Origin of the sequence: Pseudomonas putida (genome assembly GCF_002741075.1) — a bacterium.
GTDB classification, from domain to species: Bacteria; Pseudomonadota; Gammaproteobacteria; order Pseudomonadales; family Pseudomonadaceae; genus Aquipseudomonas; species Aquipseudomonas putida_T.
On sequence record NZ_CP016634.1, the window covers coordinates 1334965 to 1359118 of the forward strand.

Consider the following 24154-nt stretch of genomic DNA (forward strand, 5'->3'; position numbering starts at 1 on the left):
ATCCGGCCGATGCGCGACCTGCGAAAAAGTCACCCGAACGCTTACAATCCACACCATTCAAACGAATCATTCAGGCTTGTCCGCTCATGGCATTAGACCCTCTCACGCTGTTGACCATCAGCATTGCCCTCGCGGCGGCCGCTGCCTTGTATCTGGCGATCGAGTGGCGCACCGTGCGCGCCACGTCGCTGCTGTTCTGGGCGGCAGGGTTCGCCACCATCAGCGTCGGCTCGACACTGGCCTTGTTGCGCGTCAGTGGCCTGTTGCTCATCGGGGTATGGTTCGCCAATGGCTTGCTGGTGTTGGCGCATTGGTTCTTTCTGGTGGGGGTGTCGCGGTTTACCGAGACGCGGCTCTCCCGTGGCTGGTACCTGATGCCCGCGCTTTGGCTGATGCTGTTGCTGCTGCCCGAAGGCCCGCAGTGGTCGAAGCTGATGCTGCTGGCCAACTCGTTGCTGGTGGCCTTGCCCACCTTGTGGGCCTGTGTGCTGCTGCGTCCCCATGGCAAGTCGCTGCGCGTGGGGGCGGTGCAACTGCGTTACGTGCTGCTGGCCCATGGCATCTTCTACCTGATCAAGATGGTGCCGCCGTTGGTGCCAGGGACGTTGATCGACCTGACGGTCTTTCGTGGCGCGATCATCCAGGTGTCGCTGGTCGAGGGCACGATGGCGATCATGCTCATCGCCCTGTCCATGACCGGTACCGAGCGCCACCGACGCGAACGGCAGATCGCCCGGCTGGCGGCACGTGATCCCTTGACCGCCCTGTACAACCGGCGGGCCCTGGAGGCGCGCGCCCCGCGCCTGCTCGAGGACGTGGCGGTGGACCGCCCCGGTGCGCTGCTGCTGATCGATATCGACAATTTCAAGATGGTCAACGACCTGCACGGTCATACCGCCGGTGATCGCCTGCTCGTCGCCCTGGGCGAGATGATTCGTGGGTTGATCCCGGCCAGTGCTTTGGCCGCCCGACTGGGCGGCGACGAGTTCGTCATCCTGCTGGGCAACGCGACCCGTGAAAAAGTCGAAGCGCTCGGGAGCGCCTTGCGCGAGCAGTTCCAGCGGCTCACCGCGCAGACCTTCACCACACCCGCCGCGGTCACCCTCAGTATCGGCGCCAACCTGTTCGACCAGGCGCCTGCCAACCTGGCGGACCTGATCGAGCAGGGTGACGTTGCGCTGTACGAGTCCAAGCGGGGCGGGCGTGACAGCATCCGCTTGGTCGATCGCACGCGGAGCTAGCGCTACTTATTGTTGATGCATTGGGACTGCACCGAATAGCGGATCGTCTGCAAGCGCCCTTGGCTGTCCTCGAAGGTCATCAGGCGCGGGATGACGTTGCAGGTCCAAGGGTCCTTGGACTGGCGCACGACCTTGGCGATGTCCAGCTTCATGTCATACCGGTAGTCCTGGATGTCCGGCATCGGCTTGGCACGTTTGGCGGCGTAGTCCGCGATCACGTTCTGGTGTTCGGCCAACGATTGCTGGACGCGGTCCTGGGAGTGGGTACTGGCTTGGGCGCTCAGGGAAAGGAGCAGTGCCGCACAGCTGATGGCGAGCGTTTTCATGGGTCGTTACCTGTAGAGGGGATGGCTTCGACATCACCCTAGCGACGGCCAGCCAACGCAGGCATGACGGCAGATTTACAATTTGGCAAGGCAGGGCAACGGCTGTGGTTGCATGACACAAGTGTAATCCTGCGATCACCTCCTCGTTATCTTCGAACGGCAACTCTATGGGCGCGTCCGCACTGTGGGCGCTCATAACAATAACTGCCCATTTCGAAGGACCTGCAGATGCGAAACAGACCCTCTCTCGCCCTGGTTGCGTCGCTCGCTGTATCGAGCGCCGCACCGCTGGCCCTGGCCGATGATGACCAGGCCGATGGCTTCATCGAAGGCAGCCGCCTGAATGTGCTCAACCGCAATTTCTATTTCAATCGCGACAACCGCGACAGCGCAGCGCCCACCTATAACAGCAGCAAGGGGGAGACCAACGGCTATTCCGAAGCCTGGGCCCATGCCGTGATCACGCGGTTCGAGTCTGGCTTCACCCAGGGTACGGTGGGCTTTGGCGTGGACGCCTTCGCCATGGTCGGGCTCAAGCTCGACACCGGCGACGGGCGCAATGGCGGGCGCAGCTCCTTCGACGTATTACCGGTGGACCGCGATGGTCAGGCGCGCGATGAATACACCAAGCTCGGCGGGGCGGCCAAGGTTCGGTTGTTCGATACCGTGGCGCGGGTAGGGGATGTGTTTCCGGCCAACCCGGTGGTGGCTGCCGGCGACTCGCGCCTGCTGCCTGAAAGTTTTCGCGGCCTGACCCTGGAGAACACCAGCTTCAAGGACCTCACGCTGCAAGCGGGGCGCTTGCATGCGATGAGCCAGCCGATGTCCAGCGACCTGCGGGAAAACTTCGTGACGTTCTATGGCGGCCCGGTGGATTCGCCGTGGATTGCCTATGGCGGAGGCGACTATGCGGTCAACGAAAACGTTACGGTGAGCCTGTTCGGCAGCCGTCTGAAGGATGTCTGGAATCAGTACTACGCCGGCACCAGCGTGACCTGGCCGTTGAGCAGCGACCTGGCATTGATCGGTGGATTCAACTACTACAAGGCGGTCGATGAGGGGCGTCAGCGGTTGGGCGCGTTCGACAACGATATCTGGAGCGCCAAGCTCGGCGTGCGCTACGGTGCCCATACCCTGGCGCTGAGCCACCAGCGCAACCAGGGCGATGATGACTTCGATTACCTGCGCCAGTCCGATTCGATCTTCCTCGACAACTCCATCCAGTACAGCGACTTCAACTCGCCCAAGGAGCGCTCCTGGATGCTGCGCTACGACCTGAACATGGCGGCGTATGGTGTCCCCGGGCTCTCGTTCATGACCCGTTACGCCAAGGGTACCGACGCCGACTATTCCAATGCCAACGCCTTCTACATGCGACGCGATGCAGACGGCAATCCGCTGATCGACCAGAAGCGCTGGGAGCGCGACATCGAGGTCAAGTACGTGGTGCAGACCGGCGCCGCCAAGGACCTGTCGCTGCGTGTGCGCCAGGCCACGACCCGGGCCACGGCCTTCGAATCTGACCTGGAAGAGGTGCGCTTGATCGTCGAGTACCCACTGTCGATTCTCTGAAATCCATGCTCTGTATTCACCTGCGTGGTCCTTTGGTTGAGGTGAATACCTTTGCGCCCCGGATGCGCGAATGCTCGTCAGTCGGCCCCAAAGGCGACTGGGCGGCATGCGCCGAGGGGGCGCTTTTTTCAGCCCACCCGCAGCCAGATCGCCGATGCATCGTCGCTCATCTTGAACCGTGGGTAACGCAGGCAGGCGGCGTCGTCTTGCTCGATCTGCCGTAGTTGCAGGGCGAGCGCTGCCAGGCCTCGCTCGCGCAGTTGGGACATGAAAGTGTCGGAGGTGCAGGCCTGGTAGGTATCGAACAGGGCCGCGAAACCATCGCTCATCAGCACCAAGTCATCGCCGCGGCTTACCGGTGCGCGGGTGTATACCGTACCGGCCCTGGCCATCTGGGCATCGACGCTGAGTACGGCCTTGGGGCGCTCACGGGCGATGCGCCGGTCTGCCTGCACGGCGGGTGTGCGCACGCCGTGGGCACCGGCGCCTGGGCCCAGGGCGACGGCCTCGGCGCGCTCGGCTTCGCGGTCAGGCTCGGGTGTGAGGAAGGCAATGCCCTGCGCGCTGCGATGGAGTACGACACAGTCGGCCAGATGGGCACAGACCACCTCTTCATCTTCAAGGGCCACCGCTGCGAACGCCGCGCGGGGCAACTCCCAACCGGCGATCGGTTCACGTTGGCGGTCGCGCTCGTAGGCGGCGGCCAGCGCGTCGAACACCTGTTCGCAGATCCCTTGCAAAGGCCCACTGGCGGTGACGAAGGCGGCCTGGGCCGCGGCTGCCAGCCAGGCTGCCCCGCCCTGGGCACCCAGCAGGCCCGGCGCGCCCAGGTCGGTCGCGCCATCGATGACCCAGGCGTGGCGGCTTGCACAGCCTATGCGGTCGTCGTTGGGGACATCGGCCTTGCCGGCCAGGTTCAAACTCTGAATCAGATCGAAATGCATGGTCTGTGGTACGTCTCGTTCGGAAGATGCTTCGACAAGCGCGGCTCCCGTGGGTTGCGTTGCGCCTGCCTCTGTACGCCCGCGATGATCATGCAGCGGTGTCGGGCCAGTCCAGGGTATGACAAGTGCTGTTTCAATTCTCCCCGCCATGCTCCGTGAGTCCAGCCTGCACTTGGATGACCGAGCGCAACCGACGAAGCGCTGGCCCACGCCATCACCGGTCAGGGTCTAGACTCAAGGCTTTGCGACGTGATCGTGGAGGCCACAATGCCCAGCAAAAACACTATCTGTCTCTGGTTCGACGACGATGCCCTGGAGGCGGCGACCTTTTACGCCAAGACCTTTCCCGACAGTGCAGTCGGGGCGGTGCACCACGCACCGGGCGATTACCCCTCAGGCAAGGCCGGTGATGTCATCACCGTGGAGTTCACCGTGGCCGGTATTCCCTGCGTAGGCCTGAACGGCGGCAAGGCGTTCACCCACAGCGAGGCATTTTCGTTCCAGATCTGCACGGAGGATCAGGCCGAGACCGATCGGCTCTGGCAGGCCATCGTCGACAACGGCGGGCAGGAAAGCGTCTGCGGTTGGTGCAAGGACAAGTGGGGCATTTCGTGGCAGATCTCACCGCGAGTGCTGCTCGAGGCCATGGACAACCCCGACCGGGCGGCCGCCAAGCGGGCGTTTGAGGCGATGATGCAAATGGGCAAGATCGACGTCGCCCAGATCGAGGCCGCGCTCAAGGGCTGAACAGGGAGTACAGAACGAGGCATCACGTCTCGCAGGAGGGAACATGAACACCACGAAGACGTTGGGATGGGCCTTGGTGGGCCTCACGTGTGGCATGCTCAATGCCCAGGCCGCCGAGACCAAGCGGGTCGATGTGCTGCTGGTCGGCGGCGGCATCATGAGTTCGACCCTGGGCGTCTGGTTGAACGAGCTGGAGCCGGGCTGGTCGATGGAAATGGTCGAGCGCCTGGACAAGGTCGCCGAAGAAAGCTCCAACGGCTGGAACAACGCAGGCACCGGGCACTCGGCTCTGGCCGAGCTGAACTACACGCCGGAGAAGAACGGCAAGATCGACATCACCAAGGCCATCGAGATCAACGAGTCGTTCCAGATCACCCGACAGTTCCTCGCTTGGCAGGTCAAACAAGGGGTGCTCAAGAACCCTCACTCGTTCATCAACACCACCCCGCACATGAGCTTCGTGTGGGGCGACGACAACATTCGTTTTTTGAAGAAACGCTATGACGCGCTGCAGGCCAGCCCGTTGTTCAAACCCATGCAGTACTCGGAGGACCCCGAGCAGATCAAGCAGTGGGTGCCATTGATGATGGAGGGGCGTGACCCCGCGCAGAAGCTCGCGGTGACCTGGACGCCCATTGGCACCGATGTGAACTTCGGCGAGATCACCCGGCAGTACGTGGGTTATCTGCAAGGCCGGCCGAACTTCGACCTGAAGCTTTCGAGCGAAGTCCAGGACATCACCCGCAACGATGACGGCTCCTGGCACGTCGAATACAAGAACCTCAAGGACGGCACCACGGCCGCGACCGACGCCAAGTTCCTGTTCATCGGCGCGGGCGGCGCGGCATTGCCGCTGCTGCAGAAGTCGGGCATCCCCGAAGCCAGGGATTATGCGGGCTTCCCGGTGGGTGGCTCGTTCCTGGTGACCGACAACCCGGCCATCGCCCAGCGGCACATGGCCAAGGCCTACGGCATCGCGGCGACTGGCGCGCCGCCTATGTCGGTCCCGCACCTGGACACCCGTGTGCTCGATGGCAAGCGCATGATCCTCTTCGGCCCGTTCGCCACTTTCTCCACGCGTTTTCTCAAAGAGGGCTCGTTGCTGGACCTGTTCGCCAGCATGTCTTTGCACAACACCTGGCCAATGGTGCGCGTCGGGGTACGTGAATTCGACCTGGTGCAGTACCTGATCGGGCAACTGATGCAGTCCGACGATGACCGCTTCGAAGCGTTGCAGACCTACTTCCCCCATGCCAAGAAAGAGGACTGGCGCCTGTGGCAGGCCGGGCAACGGGTGCAGATCATCAAGAAGGATCCGGAGCTGGGTGGGGTGCTCAAGCTCGGCACCGAAGTGGTGATGGCCAAGGACGGTAGCATCGCCGGCCTGCTGGGCGCCTCGCCAGGGGCCTCGACCGCGCCGCCGATCATGCTCGACCTGCTGCACAAGGTGTTCAAGGACAAGGCGGCGTCTGCGCCATGGCAGGAGAAGTTCCGACAGATCATTCCGTCCTACGGGATCCATCTGAACGATCACCCGGACAAGCTTGCCCAGGAGTGGGCCTACACCAACGAGCTGTTGGAGCTGGTACCGCCGTCGAGCAACCGTGGCGAAACCGAGATCGCTGCGCCCTGAAACGTGTTTGCGCGAAGGCCAGGCAAGGCGAAACGGGGCGCTATGCGCCCCATCGCGCGGCGGGATGCCTCTATAGCACGTGATTCGCCACTTCCCAGACTTGCTGACGAAACCATCGGCGCAACGGGTCGGCATGGGTGCGCTCGTGCCAGATCTGCATCAATTCGACTTTGGGCAGCGCCACAGGCAACGGGTACACGCCAAGCGCTGGGTCCCGTGCCGCCGCGTCCTCGGCAAGCGAGCGCAGGCAGGTGAGCAGCAGGTCCGTGCCGCTGACCAGGCGGGCCGGGGCGAGAAAGCTGGACAATCCTGCGACCACGCGTCGACTGTGACCTTGGGCGCGCAGGGCTCGGTCCACCAGGCCGTCGAGATCACCCGTGAGCGTGGTGAGCACGTGCTCGCAGGCCAGAAACGCCTCCAGGTTCAGGCCGCCAGCCAGGTGCGGATTGCTGCGCGCCGCCAGCACCACGAAATCCTCGCTGAGCAGCCGCTGTTGGTGGAAGGTGTCCGGCAGGTCAGTGAAGAAACCGGCGATGGCCAGGTCGCAGGTGCCTTTCTCCAGCGCTTCGCGCGGCAACTGACCACGGGTGTTGTGGGTGACCAGCACCAGGTTCGGGGCCTGGCTGCGCAGGATCGGCAACAACCGCGGCAACAGGGTCTGCTCCAGGTAGTCGGTGCTGTACAGGTGCAGGCGGGCAGGGCGGGTGAGCACGTCGGCGCCGTCGCAGCGTTCGTAGAACAGCTCCAGTTGCTCCACCAGGTGCTGTACCTGAGGTGCAAGCTCATGGGCGCGAGGCGTTGGCGTGAGGCCGCGAGGCGCGCGGACGAACAGCGGATCGCCGAACTGGTGGCGCAGCTTGTTCAGCTTGTGGCTCAGCGCCGGCTGGCTGAGGGCCATGCGCTCGGCGGCCAGGGACGCGTTGCGTTCCTGATAGAGCATCTGGAAGACCAGCAGCAGGTTCAGGTCTTTGTTGGCGATATTCATATTTTCGATCGCTGAAATAAGCTCTTTAGAATTATCGAATCATAGCGCAGTGGGTAGCATGGCCTCACTGACCGTTATCGACCTTGGAGTCTTGTGATGCCTATCAGCATCTTCGCCACGATTTTCCCCCGTCCCGAACACCGTGATGCAGTGGAGCAGGCCCTGCGGGCCATGGTGGAGCGGTCTCGTGCCGAGCCCGGCAACCTGCGCTATGACCTGTTCCTGCGTGAGGGCGACGAGCTGGCGTTCGACCTGTTCGAACTGTATGTCGATGCGCCAGCCATCGAGGCGCACCGCAGCAGCACCCACTATCAGGCCTATCGCGCGACCATCGCCGACTGGCTGGCCGCGCCGACCCAGGTCCGCGTTGCCCATCCACTCGACATTGCCCCTATCGCCTGAACCGGAGCCTGGCCATGAGCAAGATTTCCACCCTGTCGCTGATGGTGGCCGGCGCATTGCTGGCTGGCCCGGTGAGCGCCGCTTCCAAAGGCGAAGTGCTGGTGCTGCTGTCGAGCGAGCATCAATTGCCGCTCAAGCGCGGCAAGCCATACCCAACGGGTTATTACCTCAACGAGTTCGGCGTGCCGGCCGATCAGCTGCTCAAGGCCGGCTACACGCTGGTGCTGGTGACGCCCAAGGGCAATGCGCCCCGCGTCGACGAGCGTTCGGTCGATCCCCAGTACTTCGGTGGCGACGTGGCAGAGATGCAACGCATTCAAACGGTCGTGCAGGGCCTGCCGGGCATCGATGACACCCTGTCGGTAAAAGAAGTGTTGGCCGGCGACCTGGACCGTTACGCGGGCCTGTTCATCCCCGGAGGCCACGCCCCCCTGATCGATCTGGCCAACAACCCTGACGTTGGGGCATTGCTGCGCCACTTCCATCAGGCGGGCAAACCGACCGCCGCGATCTGCCATGGCCCGATCACCTTGCTGTCGGCCCAGAAAGACCCTGTCGCCTACCGTGCCGCCCTGGCCCGTGGCGAGACGCCGGCGGCCAGTGACTGGGTGTACCAGGGCTATCGCATGACCATCTTCTCGGACCCCGAGGAACAGGTGTTCGAAGGCTCGCTCAAGGATCAACGCCTGCAGTTCTATCCGGCCAAGGCCATGGCCGCCGCAGGTGGCAGCATGAGCTATGCCAAGGCTTGGGCGCCCCATGTGGTCATCGACCGCGAGCTGATCACCGGGCAAAACCCGTTCTCCGACCAGGCGCTGGCCAAGGCATTGGTGGAGAAACTGGACAGCGCCACGCGGTAAGGTCTGCGCCGTCGGTATCGACGGTGGCGCCGTCATGCTCGTCTAGACTTAAAGCCCGGGCCTGTTTCGCGCAGGCCCGGCAATCATCCATCCGACCACCGCCTCCCGGCCCGGACGTCGCCGACGGTGGCCTTCTTGCAGAGGAGGGCAGGTCATGGACGAGGCAAGGCTTCATGAGTTCATGGGCAAGCTGGTGGGCGACATGGGCGCGGCGGCGACCCTGGCCAATGTGATCCTGGGCGATGAGCTGGGGTTGTACCGGGCCATGGCCGACAGCCAACCGGTGACCCCAGAGGTACTGGCGCAGCGAACCGGCTGCCACCCGCGGCTACTGCGCGAATGGCTCAGCGCCCAGGTAGCGGCGGGCTACATGACCCACCAGAACGGCACGTTCAGCCTCCCCGAGGAGCAGGCCATGGCCCTGGCCATCGAGGAGTCGCCTGCTTACATGGCGGGTGGCGCGGCGGTGGTGGCAGCGCTGTTCCACGACAAGGACAAGCTGGTCGCAGCCATGCGTGGCGATGGTGGCCTGCCGTGGGGGGATCACCATCCGTGCATGTTCAGCGGTACCGAGCGTTTCTTCAGGCCCGGCTACCGTACTTTCCTGGTGGCCGATTGGCTGCCGGCGTTGGAGGGGGTGACGGCCAAGCTGCAGGCCGGTGCCAAGGTGGCCGACGTGGGGTGTGGCCATGGCGCTTCGACCATCGTCATGGCCCAGGCCTTTCCTGCTTCGCGCTTCATCGGCTACGACTACCACGGGCCATCGATCACCACCGCCAATGCGCGTGCCGAGGAGGCTGGCGTGGCCGGGCAGGTCAGCTTTGCCCAGGCCACGGCCAAGGACTATCCGGGGCATGACCATGATCTGGTGTGCTTCTTCGATTGCCTGCACGACATGGGCGACCCAGTGGGTGCGGCCAAACACGCCTATCGCGCACTCAAGGACGACGGCACCGTGATGCTGGTCGAGCCTTATGCCGAAGACTCGCTTGAGGGCAACCTGAACCCGGTGGGGCGGCTGTTCTATGCGGCGTCGACGTTCATCTGCACACCCAATTCGCTGTCTCAGGAAGTCGGGCTGGGCCTTGGCGCGCAGGCCGGTGAGGCGCGGCTGCGGGCCGTATTCGAAGAGGCAGGGTTCACGCGGTTCCGGCGGGCGACACAGACACCGTTCAACCTGATCCTGGAGGCGCGCAAGTAAAGCCGTAGCTCGTGCAGGCTTCTTCGCCGGTACTGTGCTGACTTCAGGCCTGCGCTGATCGTCTACGTGTTCACCTGTGAAAGCAGAAGGGGCGCCATCTGGCGCCCCTTCTGTGTGTTGCTTAGGCTTCAGCGTCCCAAGGACGATCGCCTTTTTCGTCTTTCACGCGGGTCGGCAGGCCCATCACGTCCAGCGCCTTGAGGAACGGCTCAGCCGGTAGTTCCTCGACGTTGACCATGCGCTTGGCATCCCACTCGCCACGGGCGACCAGCAGGGCCGCGGCCACTGGCGGCACACCCGCGGTGTAGGAAATGCCCTGGCTGTCGGTCTCGGCAAAGGCCTCTTCGTGGTCGGCCACGTTGTAGATGAACACTTCGCGTGGCTGGCCGTCCTTGGTGCCCTTGACCAGGTCACCGATGCAGGTCTTGCCGGTGTAGCCTGGGGCCAGCGAGGATGGATCAGGCAGCACGGCCTTGACCACTTTGAGGGGGACCACTTCCAGTCCTTCGGCGGTCTTGACCGGCTGCTCGGAGAGCAGACCCAGGTTCTTCAGGACGGTGAACACATTGATGTAGTGCTCGCCGAAGCTCATCCAGAAGCGGATGTTCGGCACGTCGAGGTTCTTCGACAGCGAGTGGACTTCATCATGGCCGGTCAGGTAGAGGTTCTGCGAGCCCACGACCGGCAGGTCGTCGGTGCGCTTGACCTCGAACATGGTGTTGCTGGTCCATTGGCTGTTCTGCCAGCTCCAGACTTGACCTGTGAATTCGCGGAAGTTGATTTCCGGGTCGAAGTTGGTGGCGAAGTACTTGCCATGGGAGCCGGCATTGACATCGAGGATATCGATCGAGTCAATGCGGTCGAAATACTGTTGCTGCGCAAGTTTGGCGTAGCTGTTCACCACACCCGGGTCGAAGCCGACGCCGAGAATGGCGGTGATGTTCTTTGCCTGGCACTCTTCGAGGTGTTTCCACTCGTAGTTGCCGTACCAAGGCGGCGTTTCGCAGATCTTGCCCGGCTCTTCGTGGATCGCGGTGTCCAGGTAGGCAGCGCCGGTATCGATGCAGGCACGCAGCACCGACATGTTGAGGAAGGCGGAACCCACGTTGATCACGATTTGGGATTCGGTTTCGCGGATCAGCGCCTTGGTCGCCTCGACATCGAGGGCATTGAGCGAGAAGGCCTGGATGTCGGCGGGTACCTTGAGGCTACCCTTGGCCTTGACGCTGTCGATGATGGCCTGGCATTTGGAGATGTTCCGTGACGCAATCGCAATACGACCGAGCTCGTCGTTATGCTGTGCGCACTTGTGGGCCACCACCTTGGCGACACCTCCTGCACCAATGATAAGAACGTTCTTCTTCAATTTACCTTTTGCTCCTTACTGAAAGGGCCTGCCTCAGGACAGGCTGGAAACGTAGTCTTCGAAACCGAACTCGCGAACCACCTCGACGCTGCCGTCGAGCTGCTTGACCACGATGGCTGGCATTTTCAGACCGTTGAACCAGTTTTTCTTGACCATGGTGTAACCCGCGGCGTCGACGAACGACAGGCGGTCACCGATCGCCAGCGGCTTGTCGAACTGATACTCGCCGAAGATATCGCCGGCCAGGCACGACTTGCCGCAGACCATGTAGGTGTGCTGGCCGTCGTTGGGGGCCATCTTGGCGTTCAGGCGGTAGATCAAGAGATCGAGCATGTGCGCTTCGATGGAACTGTCGACCACGGCGAGGTGTTTGCCGTTGTACAGGGTGTCGAGGACCGTGACTTCCAGCGAGGCGCTCTGGGTGATGGCCGCTTCGCCCGGTTCCAGGTAGACCTGCACGCCGTATTTCTCGGAGAAGGCCTTCAGGCGCGCGCAGAACGCGTCCAGGGCATAGTCTTCGCCGGTGAAATGGATACCGCCGCCGAGGCTGACCCATTCGACCTTGTGTAGCAGGTGGCCGAAGCGCTCCTCGATGTGCGAGAGCATCTTGTCGAACAGACCGAAGTCGCCGTTCTCGCAGTTGTTGTGGAACATGAAGCCGGAGATCTGTTCGATCACCTGCTCGATCTTCTCAGGGTCCCACTCGCCCAGGCGGCTGAACGGGCGTGCCGGGTCGGCCAGCAGGTAGTCGGAGCTGCTCACCTGCGGGTTGACGCGCAGGCCGCGCACCTTGCCCTGGGACTGCTCGGCGAAGCGTTGCAGCTGGCCGATGGAGTTGAAGATGATCTTGTCGCAGTTCTCGAGCATCTCCTCGATCTCGTCGTCGGCCCAGGCCACGCTGTAGGCGTGGGTTTCGCCGGCGAACTTCTGGCGACCGAGCTTGAGCTCGAAGAGCGACGAAGAAGTGGTGCCATCCATGTACTGCTGCATCAGGTCGAATACCGACCAGGTGGCGAAGCACTTGAGTGCCAACAGGGCCTTGGCCCCGGAGTGCTTGCGCACGTAGGCAATCTTTTCCATGTTGCCCAGCAGTTTCTGTTTGTCGATGAGGTAGTACGGCGTCTTGATCATTTAAGGCCCCCGGCCAGGCCGGCCAAAAAAAGGACACGCATTGTGCCTTCACTTGCCACTAATCGAAAGGGTGGAAGGCGCATTTCGTCCGAGTTATGCGCGCATTCGCTGTCAACCTGCCATCAGGGCCGTTCCGGCAGCGTTTCCCCGGGCGGACTCGCGTAGTTGAACACAGGATTGTGACGGTCTGTTCGCACCCTCGGACAGGTGTTGCATACAACGTTCAGATCGCCCGCCGCAGCCACCGTTTCAGGCATGGGTAAACCCGTAAGACTGTCAGTTCAGCGCCTCAGACCCAGTCGTTAGGATCGAAATCAGGAAAGGATTACAACGCCACCCGCGTCGGGCGCGAGTACTCCTGAAATACGACAAACCAGCGATTTGAAGACTGAACCGCAGGGGCACTGCGTTGCCCTTTTATTACCTCGTCAGGCGTAAAGGCCTGCCCTGTGAAACGGGTTGTGAAATCTGATGCAAAACCAATTTGAAACTCATATGGCTGTACTCAACAAAGCAGGGGTCTCATCGCTCGCCTGCATGGGGCATCTTTCGTGCGATGAGTTGCGCGCGTGTCTGGACGATGACGTATCGGCCGAACAGATAGAGGCCATCCATGCGGCGGCGTGCGATGCACACGATGAGTCGCTGATTCTCGAGAAGAAAATCCTCACACGCGCTTCGCCGCTTGTGCCGAACGCCTTGAAAGCGGGCTCGCCCCGTCGGACGTTTCGCAACAGGACTACGAGGCCTGGTTCGGTACCCGGGCCACACAATATGCGGCACCCGGAGACGTCGCCTCGATGTTTTCACCGGCCGCCTACCTGGTGGCGCTGTACCGCGAGGCGACGGTGCTTTACCCCGAGGGTAACCCCTGGCATATCGACAGCCGCCGCCCTGACCTGAAACGGCTGGTGCTGAGCCAGGCGAACCTGGATACACCGGTGGGCGCGCTGCGCCTGTCCAACGCCATTCTCACGCAGAGGGCCCGTGCGGTCCTTGCCCAGGCCAACGTTGATGATGCAGTCAGTGACGATGACGTACTGAAAGCGCTGGCGAGCCATGTGAACAGCATCGGCACGCCCTACCACCATCACCACCAGACCCTGCGTCAGGTCCAGATCCAGAAAGACCCGGACTTCGAGCAGATGCTGGCCGCCCCCTGTGTCATCGAGCGCTGGCCGAGCGCTGCGATGGCAGCGATCTACTACGACATCCCGCCCGCGTTGCAGGCATTGCTGACTGACCCGGTGACCCTGGAAAACGCCAACGAAAGATTCACCTACTACTTCCCGGGACATACACCCCAGACCCTGCTGCAACCCATTCGGCTGCGCAACTGGTTCGCCCTCACGGACGCCGAGCTGCAAGCGTTCATCGGTAACGCGGACGATCCCGCGTTTGGCGGCGCAGTGGCTGTGACAGACCTCAGCGCCGAGGACGAGCCGGTGGATGATGCCACCCGGGCCAGTTACTTCGCGCTCAACCTGAACAAGCGGGTGCGCCTCTACAAGGCCACTGGCATGGAGCCGCAGGTACTCGAAGACATCATCCAGCGTGTCGACCCGCAGCAGATCACCCACCGGACGCTGACGGTACTGCTGCGCACCAGCCTGTTGATGAAGCGGTACGGCATTTCCCATGAGCAAGCCCTGGCCCTGGACAAGGGGCCTGTATCTCAAATCGCGGCGCCTGGCCGGATGAGCCACTTCGACCGGTTGTTCAATGACCCGCCGCTGGTCGAAGGTGGGCTGACGGTCGGAAACACTGCATTCCAATTGCACCCCCAGCATGCGGCCGAACAGGCCCAGATCAAGGACACCCTCAAGCGTGCCTGTGGCACCGATGACGAAGGCTTGTACGAACTGGGCCTGATACTGGCGGCGTCGCAAGGCCAGGCGCTGACGCTCACGACAGAGGCTCGATACCTCTTCGGGCTCTACACCTTGAGCCTGTGGGCGCGACTGCATGGCCTCGCCCCGGCCGAGCTGCGACAGCTGCTGGACATGATGGGGTTGCCGAGTGCCCTGCACACTGAAGACGCTACCGTCTGGCAGGCCTTGCTCGAGCGGCTGCATGCGACGGTCCGCTGGTTGCGGGCCCGAGGCTGGTCGGTGGCAGACCTTAAGCTGATGACCCGCGATGTGACGCACATTCCGGCCAGCACTGAAATCACCAACCTGTTGAATGACATGAAGGCCGTGATCGTCAATGCGCCGCTTCCCGAGGCACCGACAGCGCAGGACTATGGCCGTGCAATCACACCCCTGCTGGCGTCGGCCTTCAGCCTCAGTGGCGAAACCGCCGCGCAGGCCTTGCTGAGGTGGTCGACGCGTGCGCAACCCGGTGGGCTGACCTGGGAGCAGGCGTGGCGCATCCTCGAACAGGATGCCCCTGACGAAGCCGGGATGCGAGCAGTCGTGGCGTTTGCCTACGGTCTGGTGCAAATGGCGTTGATCGTGCACGGCACCGGGCTGAGCGCCGATGCCCTGGCGCTGATGGTCGAGCGTCCGCAAACGCTGACGAACGCGGCTGCGGAGGACGAGGAGGGCACCACCACCCTGGCCTGCAACCTGGACACGGTAATGGCGCTGGCCGACTTCAGCGACTGGCTCAAGGCACTGCCGGACCCGGCAGGTGAGGGTGGAGCAGTGCTGGGGGCGCTGGGCGACCCCCAAGGCATCAGCCCCATGCTTTTGGCCCGGGTAGCCGGGTTGCCGGAAGCGGCAGTGTTCCAGGCGGCGACCCTGGCCGTAGGCGATACTGCGCAAGTGCCTCACCTGACCAGTTGGCCGGCGATCGTAGTGGTGCGCCAGTGGGTCACCCTGGCTGCGGCGTTCGGGGTAATGCCCAATACCCTCGAATCGATGTTCAGGCTGGATGCGACTCAAGACATCCCGGCCACCTGGGCACAGTGGGGCGCTGTGGCGGACGCCTTCAAAGCGGGCCTGACGTCGTCGCAGGCCAAAGAGGCGCAGGCGGCGGTCGAAGCGCCCTTGAGCCGAGCGCTGGCGGGCGTGTTCACCGTTGGCCAGAACCCAAATCTGGAAGTGCTCAACCAGCACCTGCTGCTTGACAGTCTCAACAGCGCGCAGGTGACGACCACGCGAATCGCCGAAGCCACGGCGGCCTTGCAGATGTTCATTCACCGCACCCTGTCCCGCCCCGAAGACAAGAACGCTTTGCGCCAGGGGGTGCTGGACCGGGAATTCTTCCGTCAGTGGACCCGTTGGAATGCGCGCTACGCGACCTGGTCCGCGGGCCAGATGCTGATGTACTACCCGGAGAACTACATAGACCCGACCACGCGTCTGGGCCAGACCAAGGCGATGGACGAGATGCTCCAGGTGCTGGGGCAGGCGCAGATCAACACCGACACGGTAGGTGATGCGTTCCAGGGCTACCTCAGCGCCTTCGAGGAAGTGGCCAACCTGGAGGTGGTCAGTGGCTATCACGACAGCCGCGATGCTGACCGAGGCAAGTCCTGGTTCATCGGCGTGAGCCGGGGCGAACCTCGCGAGTACTGGTGGCGCTCGGTGGATGAGGCCAAGCGTGGGCCTGACGGCCAACTGCCGGCCAATGCCTGGACGGGGTGGACCAAAATCGACCTGGCTGCGCAGGTGCAGGGACGGATGATCAGGCCTGTGGTCTACCGTGAGCGCTTGTACCTGATGTGGGTGGAGCGTCAGGAGCACGTCATCGCCCGCGATGCGCAGGGCAAGCCTACACAGTACGAGTGGCGTTGGTCGTACAAGCTGTCCTGGCTGCGCTATGACGGGAGCTGGAGCGCGCCGCTGGACTACCCGCTGCCCGCCGACGACATCCAGCGACTGGAGGGCGAGGGGCAAGCCAAGGCCCCCCTCTCGCTGTTCCTGTCGGCCCAGCCAGGGCGCAATACGTTGCTGGTGGGTATCTATGATCACGACACGGTCAGGGGGCGGCAGATCACCGACTTTGCGGGCCTGGAAATCTTCGAAGACTTACGTAGCAGGCCGGCCTCGATCGCTTCAATGCTGAGCCACGTCAGCCACTGGTTGGATACACCTGGCAGAACCGGCATGTGCGCGGTGTTCGACGGCGAGGCAATGCCGGTGGCGCGCGAGCAGATGCCGCCTGACCACGATTCTCCGGTGCCGGCCCTTTTCGCGAAATTCGACGCGGTGCTCAAGCATGTAACAGTCGTCGATGTGTCCGAGCAAGACGGTACGTACAGCTTGTCACTCGACACGCTGCTGACGGTGGAGGCCAACCGACCGGAGGTGGAAAACATCTGGGTGAGGGAACTCATCGCCCAGTACCGCCACCTAGGGTTTGAGGGCGAGCAGATACCTGCCTTGGCCCGCAGTGACAAGGGTGTGTTCCTGGTGCGCGAAGAGGATGGCCAGCGTTTTGGTTACCTGTGCGTCAGCGCTGCGCGGTTCGAAGATTTCTTCCCGCGGGAACACCGCTATATCCGCGAAGTGTACGATAGCTATTCTTCCTGGGCGCGGGGCACTTTCGATCATGTGACCACGCCGCAGGGGCGTGCCTACATGGGGCGCTTCCCGGTCGGGAACGGGGACTTGATCGGCCGTTACATCAACTTCCGCCAAAACAATGAAATCGTAGTGCCCAAATTTCCACTCAAGGTCGCAGACCTACTGGAGCACCCGACGGGCTTCGGTGAGGATCGGATAACGCCTAAGCGCTATGTCGAAAGCATCGGTCGGGTGCCTGCCAGGGAAATCAAACGCACCACGTTCAGTGTCGATGGCCAGGTCCAGTGGGACGATACGGCCAGCACCGATATCGATTTGAGCAGAGGCCCGCAACAGGTGGGGTTCACCAGCGTGATGCCGATCGGCCGCTTGAACGATTGGCGTGGCAAGCAAGAAGGGCTCCACCGTGTCACGTTCCAGTTCGGTACCGGCCATGTACGCCACTACAGCATCCAGGTCTACCGGGAGGCCGACACCCTGAAGACCGCCGTGATCCAGACACATGACAGCGGTGCGCAGTTCCTGGCACGCAAGGGGTGGGTGACACGTCTGAACACGCTGTTCGCGCGCCAGCTCACCGAGCGTGCCATCTCGGGTATCGACACGATTCTGAGCTACGACACCCAGCAGATCCCCGAGCCTGGTATCGGTGTAGGCGTTCGCCTGACCCTGCCTGTCTACGACAAGGACTACCACGGTACGGACAAGTCGGTGCAGATCTGGCTGTGCACCGACCAGGCACAACGCACATTGCTGTGGTCGGGTGAACTCAGCGAAACGCAAACGGTGGTCGCGCAAGTCTCCTTCGCGCCTGATGCGGTACGTGGCAATGAGCGGGCCTACCATCTGGAGACCCGCTACCAAGGCCGTCACCATACCGCCGAGAAAGGCCTCAGCGTGGTGATCCAGCATGCCACGCACGAGGTCGTCCGCAGTTCCGATGTCGGGGCGACCAAGCTCGACAAGCGCAATATCGACAGCGTGCTCGTGCTGGGCCGCAACGCGACGTCGCTGATGGACTTCCAGGGCGCCAATGCCCTGTATTTCTGGGAGCTGTTCTATTACTCGCCGATGATGGTGATGCAGCGCTTCCTCCAGGAAGAGCGCTTCGACCTCGCCGAGCAATGGCTCAAGTATGTCTTCAACCCGGCAGGCTACACCGTGCGGGGGCAGTACACATCACGGATGTGGAATGTGCGCCCCCTGGAGGAAGACACCTCGTGGAACGATCAGCCGCTCAAGTCTCTGGACCCGGACGCGATCGCCCAGAACGACCCGATGCACTATCGGCTCAACGTGTTCATGCGCCTGCTGGATATCACGCTCGGGCAGGGGGACAGCGCGTATCGCAAGCTCGAGCGCGACAGCCTCGCCGAGGCGAAGGTCTGGTACCAGCGCGCCCAGGACCTGTTGGGCGACTCGCCCTGGACCGTGCCGGACAGCGCCTGGGGTGACCCTCTGCTGGGGCAGGTGGCATCGGCAGAGACGTTGGATGCGCGAATGGATGCGCTGTCGCTGCTGGCCCAGGGTGTAAGGGGCGAACACAAGGTGCGCGCGGCGACCGACACAAGGTTCCTCCCGGAGGCCAACCGCGTGATGCTCGGTTACTGGGAAACACTGCGCATTCGCCTGCATAACCTGCGCCATGACCTGAGCCTCGATGGCCAGCCCTTGAGCCTGCCGTTCTATGCATCGCCTGCCGACCCGAAAGCATTGTTGGCGGCGGCCGTTGCCGCGCAGGGCGGTGGCGAGCGGTCGTTGCCGGAAATAAAGAACCTGCCGGCGCTGCGCTTTACTCCGTTGCTCGAAGGCGCGCGTGCGATGGCCGCCCAGCTCATCCAGTTCGGCGGGACCTTGCAGAATATTCTGGAGCGTCAGGACGCCGAGGCCTTGGCCGAACTGCTCAACACCCAAGGCGTCGAGCTTGCAGCCAGCAGCGTGGCGCTGCAGAAACAGTCGCTCAAGGAACTGGCGAGCGAACGGGTGACGCTGGAAAAGACACTCGAGGGCGTGATTATCCGGCGCGACTACTATCGCGGCCTTGCAGATGAAAACATCAATGCCCGTGAACTGCATGCCCTGAACCTGTCCACGACATCCCAGTCCATCGCGGCGGGGGCGAAGGTGGCTTTCATGGCCGGCGCGGTTCTGGATGCACTGCCCAACATCTTCGGCCTGGCCAACGGCGGGCATAAACCTGGGCGACTGTGCGAGGCGGTCGGCATCGGCTACACCCTCTACGCGGATGCCCTGCAGATCGCTTCCGACCGGGTGAGCAAGGAAGAAGAGTATCGCCGCCGCTACGTAGAATGGCGGGGCGAGGAGAAAGCCGCAGAGCGGGAGATGGGGATCATCCAGTCGCAACTGGACACCCTGTCGGCGCGTGAAGCCTCGATGAACATGCAGATCGTCCACCTGCAAACCCAGGCTGCCCATGCCCAGGCGCAAATGGCCCTGTTGCGTGGCAAGTTCACGGGCAAGGCAATGTACAGCTGGTTGCGCGCTCGCCTGGCGACCATCTTCTACACCTACTACGACCTGACTGTCTCGCGCTGCCTGATGGCGCAAAAGGCATTGCAATGGGAAAAGGGGGACAGCACCACCTACCTGCGCACGGGAACCTGGAATGGTGCCTGGGCCGGCCTGTTATGCGGCGAAGGGCTGATGCTGGCCCTGGGGCAGATGGAAGACGCCTGGGTGAAATGGCAGAAGCGCGAGATGGAGGTTACCCGTAGCGTCTCGCTGGCACAGCTGTTCGCGGGCAAGCTGGAAGGCGACGCCGCGCTGGGGGATGTCATCGAGGCGCTGGTCGAGGGCTCGATCAAAGAGGCCAAGGTCGCGCAGCTACCGCTGAGCGGGCTCACGGTAGCAGGCAGCGAGCTGGCGATTCAGGTTGGGCTGAAGGAACTCGGCCTGGCGATCGATTTCAAGGACAAAACCCGGCGGGTACGCAGCATCGCGGTCAGCCTGCCGGCCTTGTTGGGGCCTTACCAGAACGTGCGTGCACGCCTGCGCACGGACGCCAGGCACTTACCTGCCGGTTGCGAGGAGTGTGCCATTTCCCATGGGATGCAGGACAACGGCCTGTTCGGGGGCAGCGGCAGCGACCCACACCCACGTTGGGGGGCAGAGTGGTTGCCGTTCGAAGGGCTGAACATCGCGCTGCCCAGCGACCCGCAGGACACCACCACCCTGACGTTGACTTTCGCCGACGCCAAGGGCGAACAAAAGGCCCTGTTGCAAAGCTTGAGTGATGTCATCCTGCACGTGCAATACACTGTGCGCTGACAGGTCAGGAGGGCGCGCCCGCGCCCTCTGATTCAGGCCTCATCGGGCAAGGCGGCCCGCCACGTCTGGATCTGCTCCAGCGTGGCGGTCGCACCGCCACACACGATCACCAACACGTTGCGATAGGCCGCCAGTGCACCGGGCTGGTAGGTCAATGCCAGCGCCGCGCCGCAGGCCGGCTCGACCAGTACACGGTGGTCCAACAGAAAACGTTCGCATGCCTCGAGCGCCGCCCGGTCACTGACCAGGTGGCTTTCGAGCGGATGCTTTTGTGCACAGGCCAAGGCCTGTTCGGCGACCCGCTTGGCGCCCAGGGACGTGGCGATCGAGGTGATGCGCGGTAACTCCACCGTATGCCCGGCCGCCAGGGCCGCATGCAGCGAGGCCGCGCCTTCGGTTTCCACCGCCAGCACCGGCACTTCATGCCAGCCGTTGCGCTCGAGCCCTTGCACCACACCGCTGAGCAAGCCACCGCCACCCACCGACAGCACCACCGCATCGGGCTTGAAGCCGGCAGCGGCCACCTCGTCGATCATGCTCGCATGGCCGGCCCATAGCAGTGGGTCGTCGAACGGATGGATGAAGGCGTCGTCCGGCCCGACCAGCGTCTGCGCCAGTTCGTTGGCCTCCTGCCAGGAGCTGCCATGCACCACGACCTTGGCGTCCTCCAGGCGCAGCAGGGCCTTGGCGCGTTCGGTGGTGGTCTCCGGCACCACCACGGTCACCGGCACCCCGAGCATGCGTCCGGCATAGGCCACCGCCAGGCCAGCGTTGCCGCCGGAGGACGAGACGAAATGACGGGCGCCACGGGCATGATGGGTTTGGCAGGCATGGCCGACCCCTCGCAGCTTGAACGAGCCGCACGGCTGCAGGGCTTCGAGCTTGAGCCAGACCGAACGGCCGGCGAGCAGGGACAGGGAGCGGGATTCGATGAGGGGCGTCTGGATGTGCAGGGACATGATGGCTCTCCGTAGGAATGCCTCATTGTTCCGGTTGACGCAATCGTGGGGCAAGCGCGTTTTGTGAGCGCAGCGTAAAACCTGTGGGAGCGGGTTTACCCGCGAAGCAACCGACGCGGTGCCTGCGGATAAACCCTCCCCGTGGGGCTATGGATCAGCCCAGCGCTGGCGTGCGTGGCGGGATCATGCGGCGCGAGCCGGTGGCCTCGAACGCGGCGCCGAAGCTCAGCAGTGCATTGTCGCTGTAGGCGCGACCTGCGAAGGTCAGGCCGACCGGCATGCCGATGTCGGCCATTACACCCATGGGTACGGTCACGGTGGGCACACCCAGGTGACGGATGGCCAGGTTGCCGTTGGCGACCCAGATACCGTTGCTCCAGGCGATGTCCGCCGATTGCGGATTGACGTCGGCATCGGCCGGGCCTACATCGGCCACGGTCGGGAACAGCACCGCGTCCAGGCCCAGGGTGTCCATCCAGTCTTCCAGGTCTATCTTGCGGGTCTTTTCCAGGCCGCGCAGGCCGTCTGGCAGGGTCTCGATCTGATCCCAGGTCTTCAGGCCGCGCTTGGCCATGTTGACGTACTCATCCATGCCAGCTGCCAGGTCGTCCTCACGGTTGGGCAGGGTGCCGGGGTCGTGGGGGAAGATCTGTGGGCCGTCGACGTCCGCCAGGCGGTTGAGCTTCGGGTCGTCGTTGGCGCGCAGGAAGTCATCGAACGCCCAACCGGACAGCTCCCACAGTTCGTCGTGCAGGAACGCCTTGGAGACGATGCCGCGGTTGTACACGGTCGGGGCGCCCGGGCGGTCGCCTTCGCAATTGGAGACCAGCGGGAAGTCCACTTCGACCACCTCGGCACCGGCCGCTTCCAGGGCCTGGCGCGCCTGCTTCCAGAGGTCGATGACGCTGGCGCGGGTGTTGATGCGTTGGCCGGTCGGGCCGCCGATGCCAGGTTTTTCCGAGGTGCCGGCGTCGGGATCGGCATTGATGTACATCTTGGGAACGCCGAAACGCTTGCCTTTGAGGGCGCTGGCGCCGACGGCCAGGTCCAGGTAGGAGGCAGGGCGTACCGAGGATGCGGCCGGGATCGGCACCCAGGGCTGCAGGCGCCACAGGTCGCCGCGCTTGTCGGCATCATCGGCGACGACGACGTCGAGGATTTCCAGCAGGTCGGCCATGGTGCGGGCGTACGGCACCACGACATCCATGGTTGGCGTCAGCGGCCAGTTGCCGCGCACCGAGATGACGCCGCGCGAGGGGGTATAGGCGCACAGGCCGTTGTTCGAGGCAGGGCCGCGGCCGCTGGACCAGGTCTCTTCGGCCAGGCCGAAGGCCGAGTAGCTGGCGGCGGTGGCGGTACCGGCACCGTTGGAGGAGCCGGAAGCGAACGGCGCGGTCAGGTAGGCGGCGTTGTACGGGCTTTCGGCGCGGCCATAGACACCACGTTGCATGCCCCCGTTGGCCATGGGCGGCATGTTGGTCTTGCCCAGGCAGATGGCGCCGGCGGCACGTAGACGCTCGATGGTGAAGGCGTCGCGCTGGGCCACCAGGTCCTTGAAGGCCGGGCTGCCGGAAGCGGCGGTCAGGCCTTTGACCAGGTAGCTGTCCTTGGCGGTGTAAGGGATGCCATCGAGCGGGCTCAAGGTTTGGCCCTTGGCTCGGCGAGCGTCGGAGGCCTCGGCCTCTTTGAGTGCTTCAGGATTGCGTACCACCACGGCGTTCAGGGCCGTGGCGGTGTCGGCTCCGTCATAGGCGTCGATGCGGGCCAGGTAGGCCTTGACCAGCTCAACCGCCGTCGTACGGCCGGACTCGAGCGCGTCGCGCAGCTCGGCAATGGAAACCTCGGTTACCTCGATCATGCTGTCACCAGTTATGCAGGTGGAAACTCGTGGCGCGAGTGTAGCAAGAAGCCCTTGCCCGGCGCAGGCATGCAGCGTGGCAATGGTCATTTGCACGGCGGCAGTCTTGTCCGCTGAAAGTGTGCGCCAGTGCATGTGCCGACGGTGAGGGTGAGGCCTGTGGCAGCCCTGCCTCGAAGGGCGCTTTTTGTGGATTGTGGGGCTGCAGGGCAGCCCCTGACATTCACGCGAGGTCTGCCGCCGAATGCCGCTCCGGCACTTGGCTTTGCTCATCTCCCCAGGTCCGGTTAACCCGGGTGCCACGTTGCACGGCCGGCCGCTGGGCGATGGCCTCGGCCCAACGCTGCACATGGGGGTATTGCTGCACGGCAAGGAACTCCGCCGCACCATACAGGTTGCCGCGCACCAACTGGCCATACCAGGGCCACACGGCGATGTCGGCGATGCTGTACTCATCGCCGCCCAGATAGGCACTTTCGGCCAGCCGCCGGTCAAGCACATCCAGTTGACGCTTGGCTTCCATGGTGAAGCGGTTGATGGCGTACTCGAACTTTTCAGGCGCATAGACATAGAAGTGGCCAAAACCACCGCCCAGGTAAGGCGCCGAGCCCATCTGCCAGAACAGCCAGTTCAGGCATTCTGTGCGGGTGGCCGGGGTCTTGGGCAGGAGGGCACCGAACTTCTCGGCCAGGTACAGCAGGATCGAGCCTGACTCGAACACCCGCACCGGCGGTTCGACGCTGCGATCGAGCAGGGCGGGAATCTTCGAGTTGGGGTTGACCTGGACGAACCCGCTGGAAAACTGGTCGCCTTCGCCGATGCGGATCAGCCAGGCATCGTATTCCGCGCCAGTATGGCCGAGGGCCAACAGCTCTTCGAGCAGGATGGTCACCTTGACCCCGTTGGGGGTGGCCAGGGAGTACAACTGCAACGGGTGCTTGCCTACCGGCAGCGCCTGGTCATGGGTGGGGCCGGCCACAGGCCGGTTGATGTTGGCGAACTGGCCGCCGGAGGGCGCCTCGTGGGTCCAGACCTTGGGCGGGACGTAGGGTGTGCGCATGGGCGAAATCTCCTGAAGGCTCGAGGTAGGCACATCATAAGGTGGACCTGCATCTATGCCATGGGTTCGGCGTCGGGGCAAATGCATCGGGTGCGGGCGTTGGGTG

General features: G+C 63.4%; 16 protein-coding genes and 1 pseudogene. 9 read left to right on the forward strand and 8 right to left on the reverse strand.

Going from position 1 to position 24154, the window contains the following annotated elements; translation table 11 throughout:
- The first annotated feature begins 86 nt into the window (after positions 1–86).
- Positions 87–1241 carry a GGDEF domain-containing protein gene (locus IEC33019_RS06515; RefSeq protein WP_070094019.1) on the forward strand — a complete coding sequence of 385 codons (1155 nt, stop codon included), beginning with the start codon at positions 87–89 and terminating at the stop codon, positions 1239–1241.
- Between the two features lie 2 nt (positions 1242–1243).
- Here the strand turns inward: IEC33019_RS06515 and IEC33019_RS06520 are convergent, their stop codons facing one another.
- A complete protein-coding gene (locus tag IEC33019_RS06520) occupies positions 1244–1567 on the reverse strand; it encodes a DUF2790 domain-containing protein (RefSeq protein ID WP_070094018.1) in 324 nt (107 codons plus the stop codon).
- Positions 1568–1795: 228 nt separating this feature from the next.
- On the opposite strand from IEC33019_RS06520, the gene IEC33019_RS06525 reads away from it, so the two are divergent.
- Positions 1796–3139 (forward strand): OprD family porin, encoded by a 1344-nt coding sequence (locus tag IEC33019_RS06525; RefSeq protein ID WP_099593197.1) that lies wholly within the window; start codon positions 1796–1798, stop codon positions 3137–3139.
- A gap of 128 nt (positions 3140–3267) precedes the next feature.
- Here the strand turns inward: IEC33019_RS06525 and IEC33019_RS06530 are convergent, their stop codons facing one another.
- A complete protein-coding gene (locus IEC33019_RS06530; RefSeq protein ID WP_070094016.1) occupies positions 3268–4083 on the reverse strand; it encodes a protein phosphatase 2C domain-containing protein in 816 nt (271 codons plus the stop codon).
- Between the two features lie 267 nt (positions 4084–4350).
- Between IEC33019_RS06530 and IEC33019_RS06535 the strand changes: the two genes are divergently transcribed.
- Together IEC33019_RS06535 and mqo are read left to right on the forward strand one after the other, a co-directional pair.
- A complete protein-coding gene (locus tag IEC33019_RS06535) occupies positions 4351–4830 on the forward strand; it encodes a VOC family protein (RefSeq protein ID WP_070094015.1) in 480 nt (159 codons plus the stop codon).
- 43 nt (positions 4831–4873) lie between these two features.
- Positions 4874–6463, forward strand: a complete 1590-nt coding sequence (gene mqo, locus IEC33019_RS06540) for a malate dehydrogenase (quinone) (protein WP_070094014.1) — start codon at positions 4874–4876, stop codon at positions 6461–6463.
- A gap of 70 nt (positions 6464–6533) precedes the next feature.
- On the opposite strand, the gene IEC33019_RS06545 is transcribed toward mqo, so the two are convergent.
- On the reverse strand, positions 6534–7448 hold the full coding sequence (locus IEC33019_RS06545; RefSeq protein WP_070094013.1) for a LysR family transcriptional regulator: 915 nt from the start codon (positions 7446–7448) through the stop codon (positions 6534–6536).
- Between the two features lie 96 nt (positions 7449–7544).
- Between IEC33019_RS06545 and IEC33019_RS06550 the strand changes: the two genes are divergently transcribed.
- The 3 genes from IEC33019_RS06550 (at position 7545) to IEC33019_RS06560 (ending at position 9911) form a co-directional block, all read left to right on the forward strand.
- Complete coding sequence (locus IEC33019_RS06550) at positions 7545–7850, forward strand: putative quinol monooxygenase (RefSeq protein WP_070094012.1); 306 nt, start codon at positions 7545–7547, stop codon at positions 7848–7850.
- Positions 7851–7864: 14 nt separating this feature from the next.
- A complete protein-coding gene (locus IEC33019_RS06555) occupies positions 7865–8710 on the forward strand; it encodes a type 1 glutamine amidotransferase domain-containing protein (RefSeq protein WP_070094011.1) in 846 nt (281 codons plus the stop codon).
- Between the two features lie 154 nt (positions 8711–8864).
- Positions 8865–9911, forward strand: a complete 1047-nt coding sequence (locus tag IEC33019_RS06560) for a class I SAM-dependent methyltransferase (RefSeq protein ID WP_099593199.1) — start codon at positions 8865–8867, stop codon at positions 9909–9911.
- Positions 9912–10032: 121 nt separating this feature from the next.
- Here the strand turns inward: IEC33019_RS06560 and IEC33019_RS06565 are convergent, their stop codons facing one another.
- Both IEC33019_RS06565 and nspC read right to left on the reverse strand, forming a co-directional pair.
- Complete coding sequence (locus IEC33019_RS06565) at positions 10033–11277, reverse strand: saccharopine dehydrogenase family protein (protein WP_070094009.1); 1245 nt, start codon at positions 11275–11277, stop codon at positions 10033–10035.
- Between the two features lie 33 nt (positions 11278–11310).
- Positions 11311–12408, reverse strand: coding sequence for a carboxynorspermidine decarboxylase (gene nspC, locus IEC33019_RS06570; RefSeq protein ID WP_070094008.1), 1098 nt, complete (start codon positions 12406–12408; stop codon positions 11311–11313).
- A gap of 728 nt (positions 12409–13136) precedes the next feature.
- On the opposite strand from nspC, the pseudogene IEC33019_RS27720 reads away from it, so the two are divergent.
- A pseudogene (locus IEC33019_RS27720) lies at positions 13137–16310 on the forward strand (neuraminidase-like domain-containing protein); the annotation flags it as partial.
- 201 nt (positions 16311–16511) lie between these two features.
- Positions 16512–20171: a hypothetical protein gene (locus tag IEC33019_RS28055; protein ID WP_349814602.1), complete on the forward strand. Its 3660-nt coding sequence runs from the start codon at positions 16512–16514 to the stop codon at positions 20169–20171.
- A gap of 32 nt (positions 20172–20203) precedes the next feature.
- Here IEC33019_RS28055 and IEC33019_RS06580 read toward each other — a convergent pair whose 3' ends face one another.
- From IEC33019_RS06580 to yghU, 3 genes are all read right to left on the reverse strand, one after another.
- A complete protein-coding gene (locus IEC33019_RS06580; protein ID WP_099593203.1) occupies positions 20204–21130 on the reverse strand; it encodes a pyridoxal-phosphate dependent enzyme in 927 nt (308 codons plus the stop codon).
- Positions 21131–21284: 154 nt separating this feature from the next.
- A complete protein-coding gene (locus IEC33019_RS06585; protein WP_070094005.1) occupies positions 21285–22988 on the reverse strand; it encodes an amidase in 1704 nt (567 codons plus the stop codon).
- 223 nt (positions 22989–23211) lie between these two features.
- Positions 23212–24048: a glutathione-dependent disulfide-bond oxidoreductase gene (gene yghU / locus IEC33019_RS06590; RefSeq protein WP_070094004.1), complete on the reverse strand. Its 837-nt coding sequence runs from the start codon at positions 24046–24048 to the stop codon at positions 23212–23214.
- Positions 24049–24154: the final 106 nt, after the last annotated feature.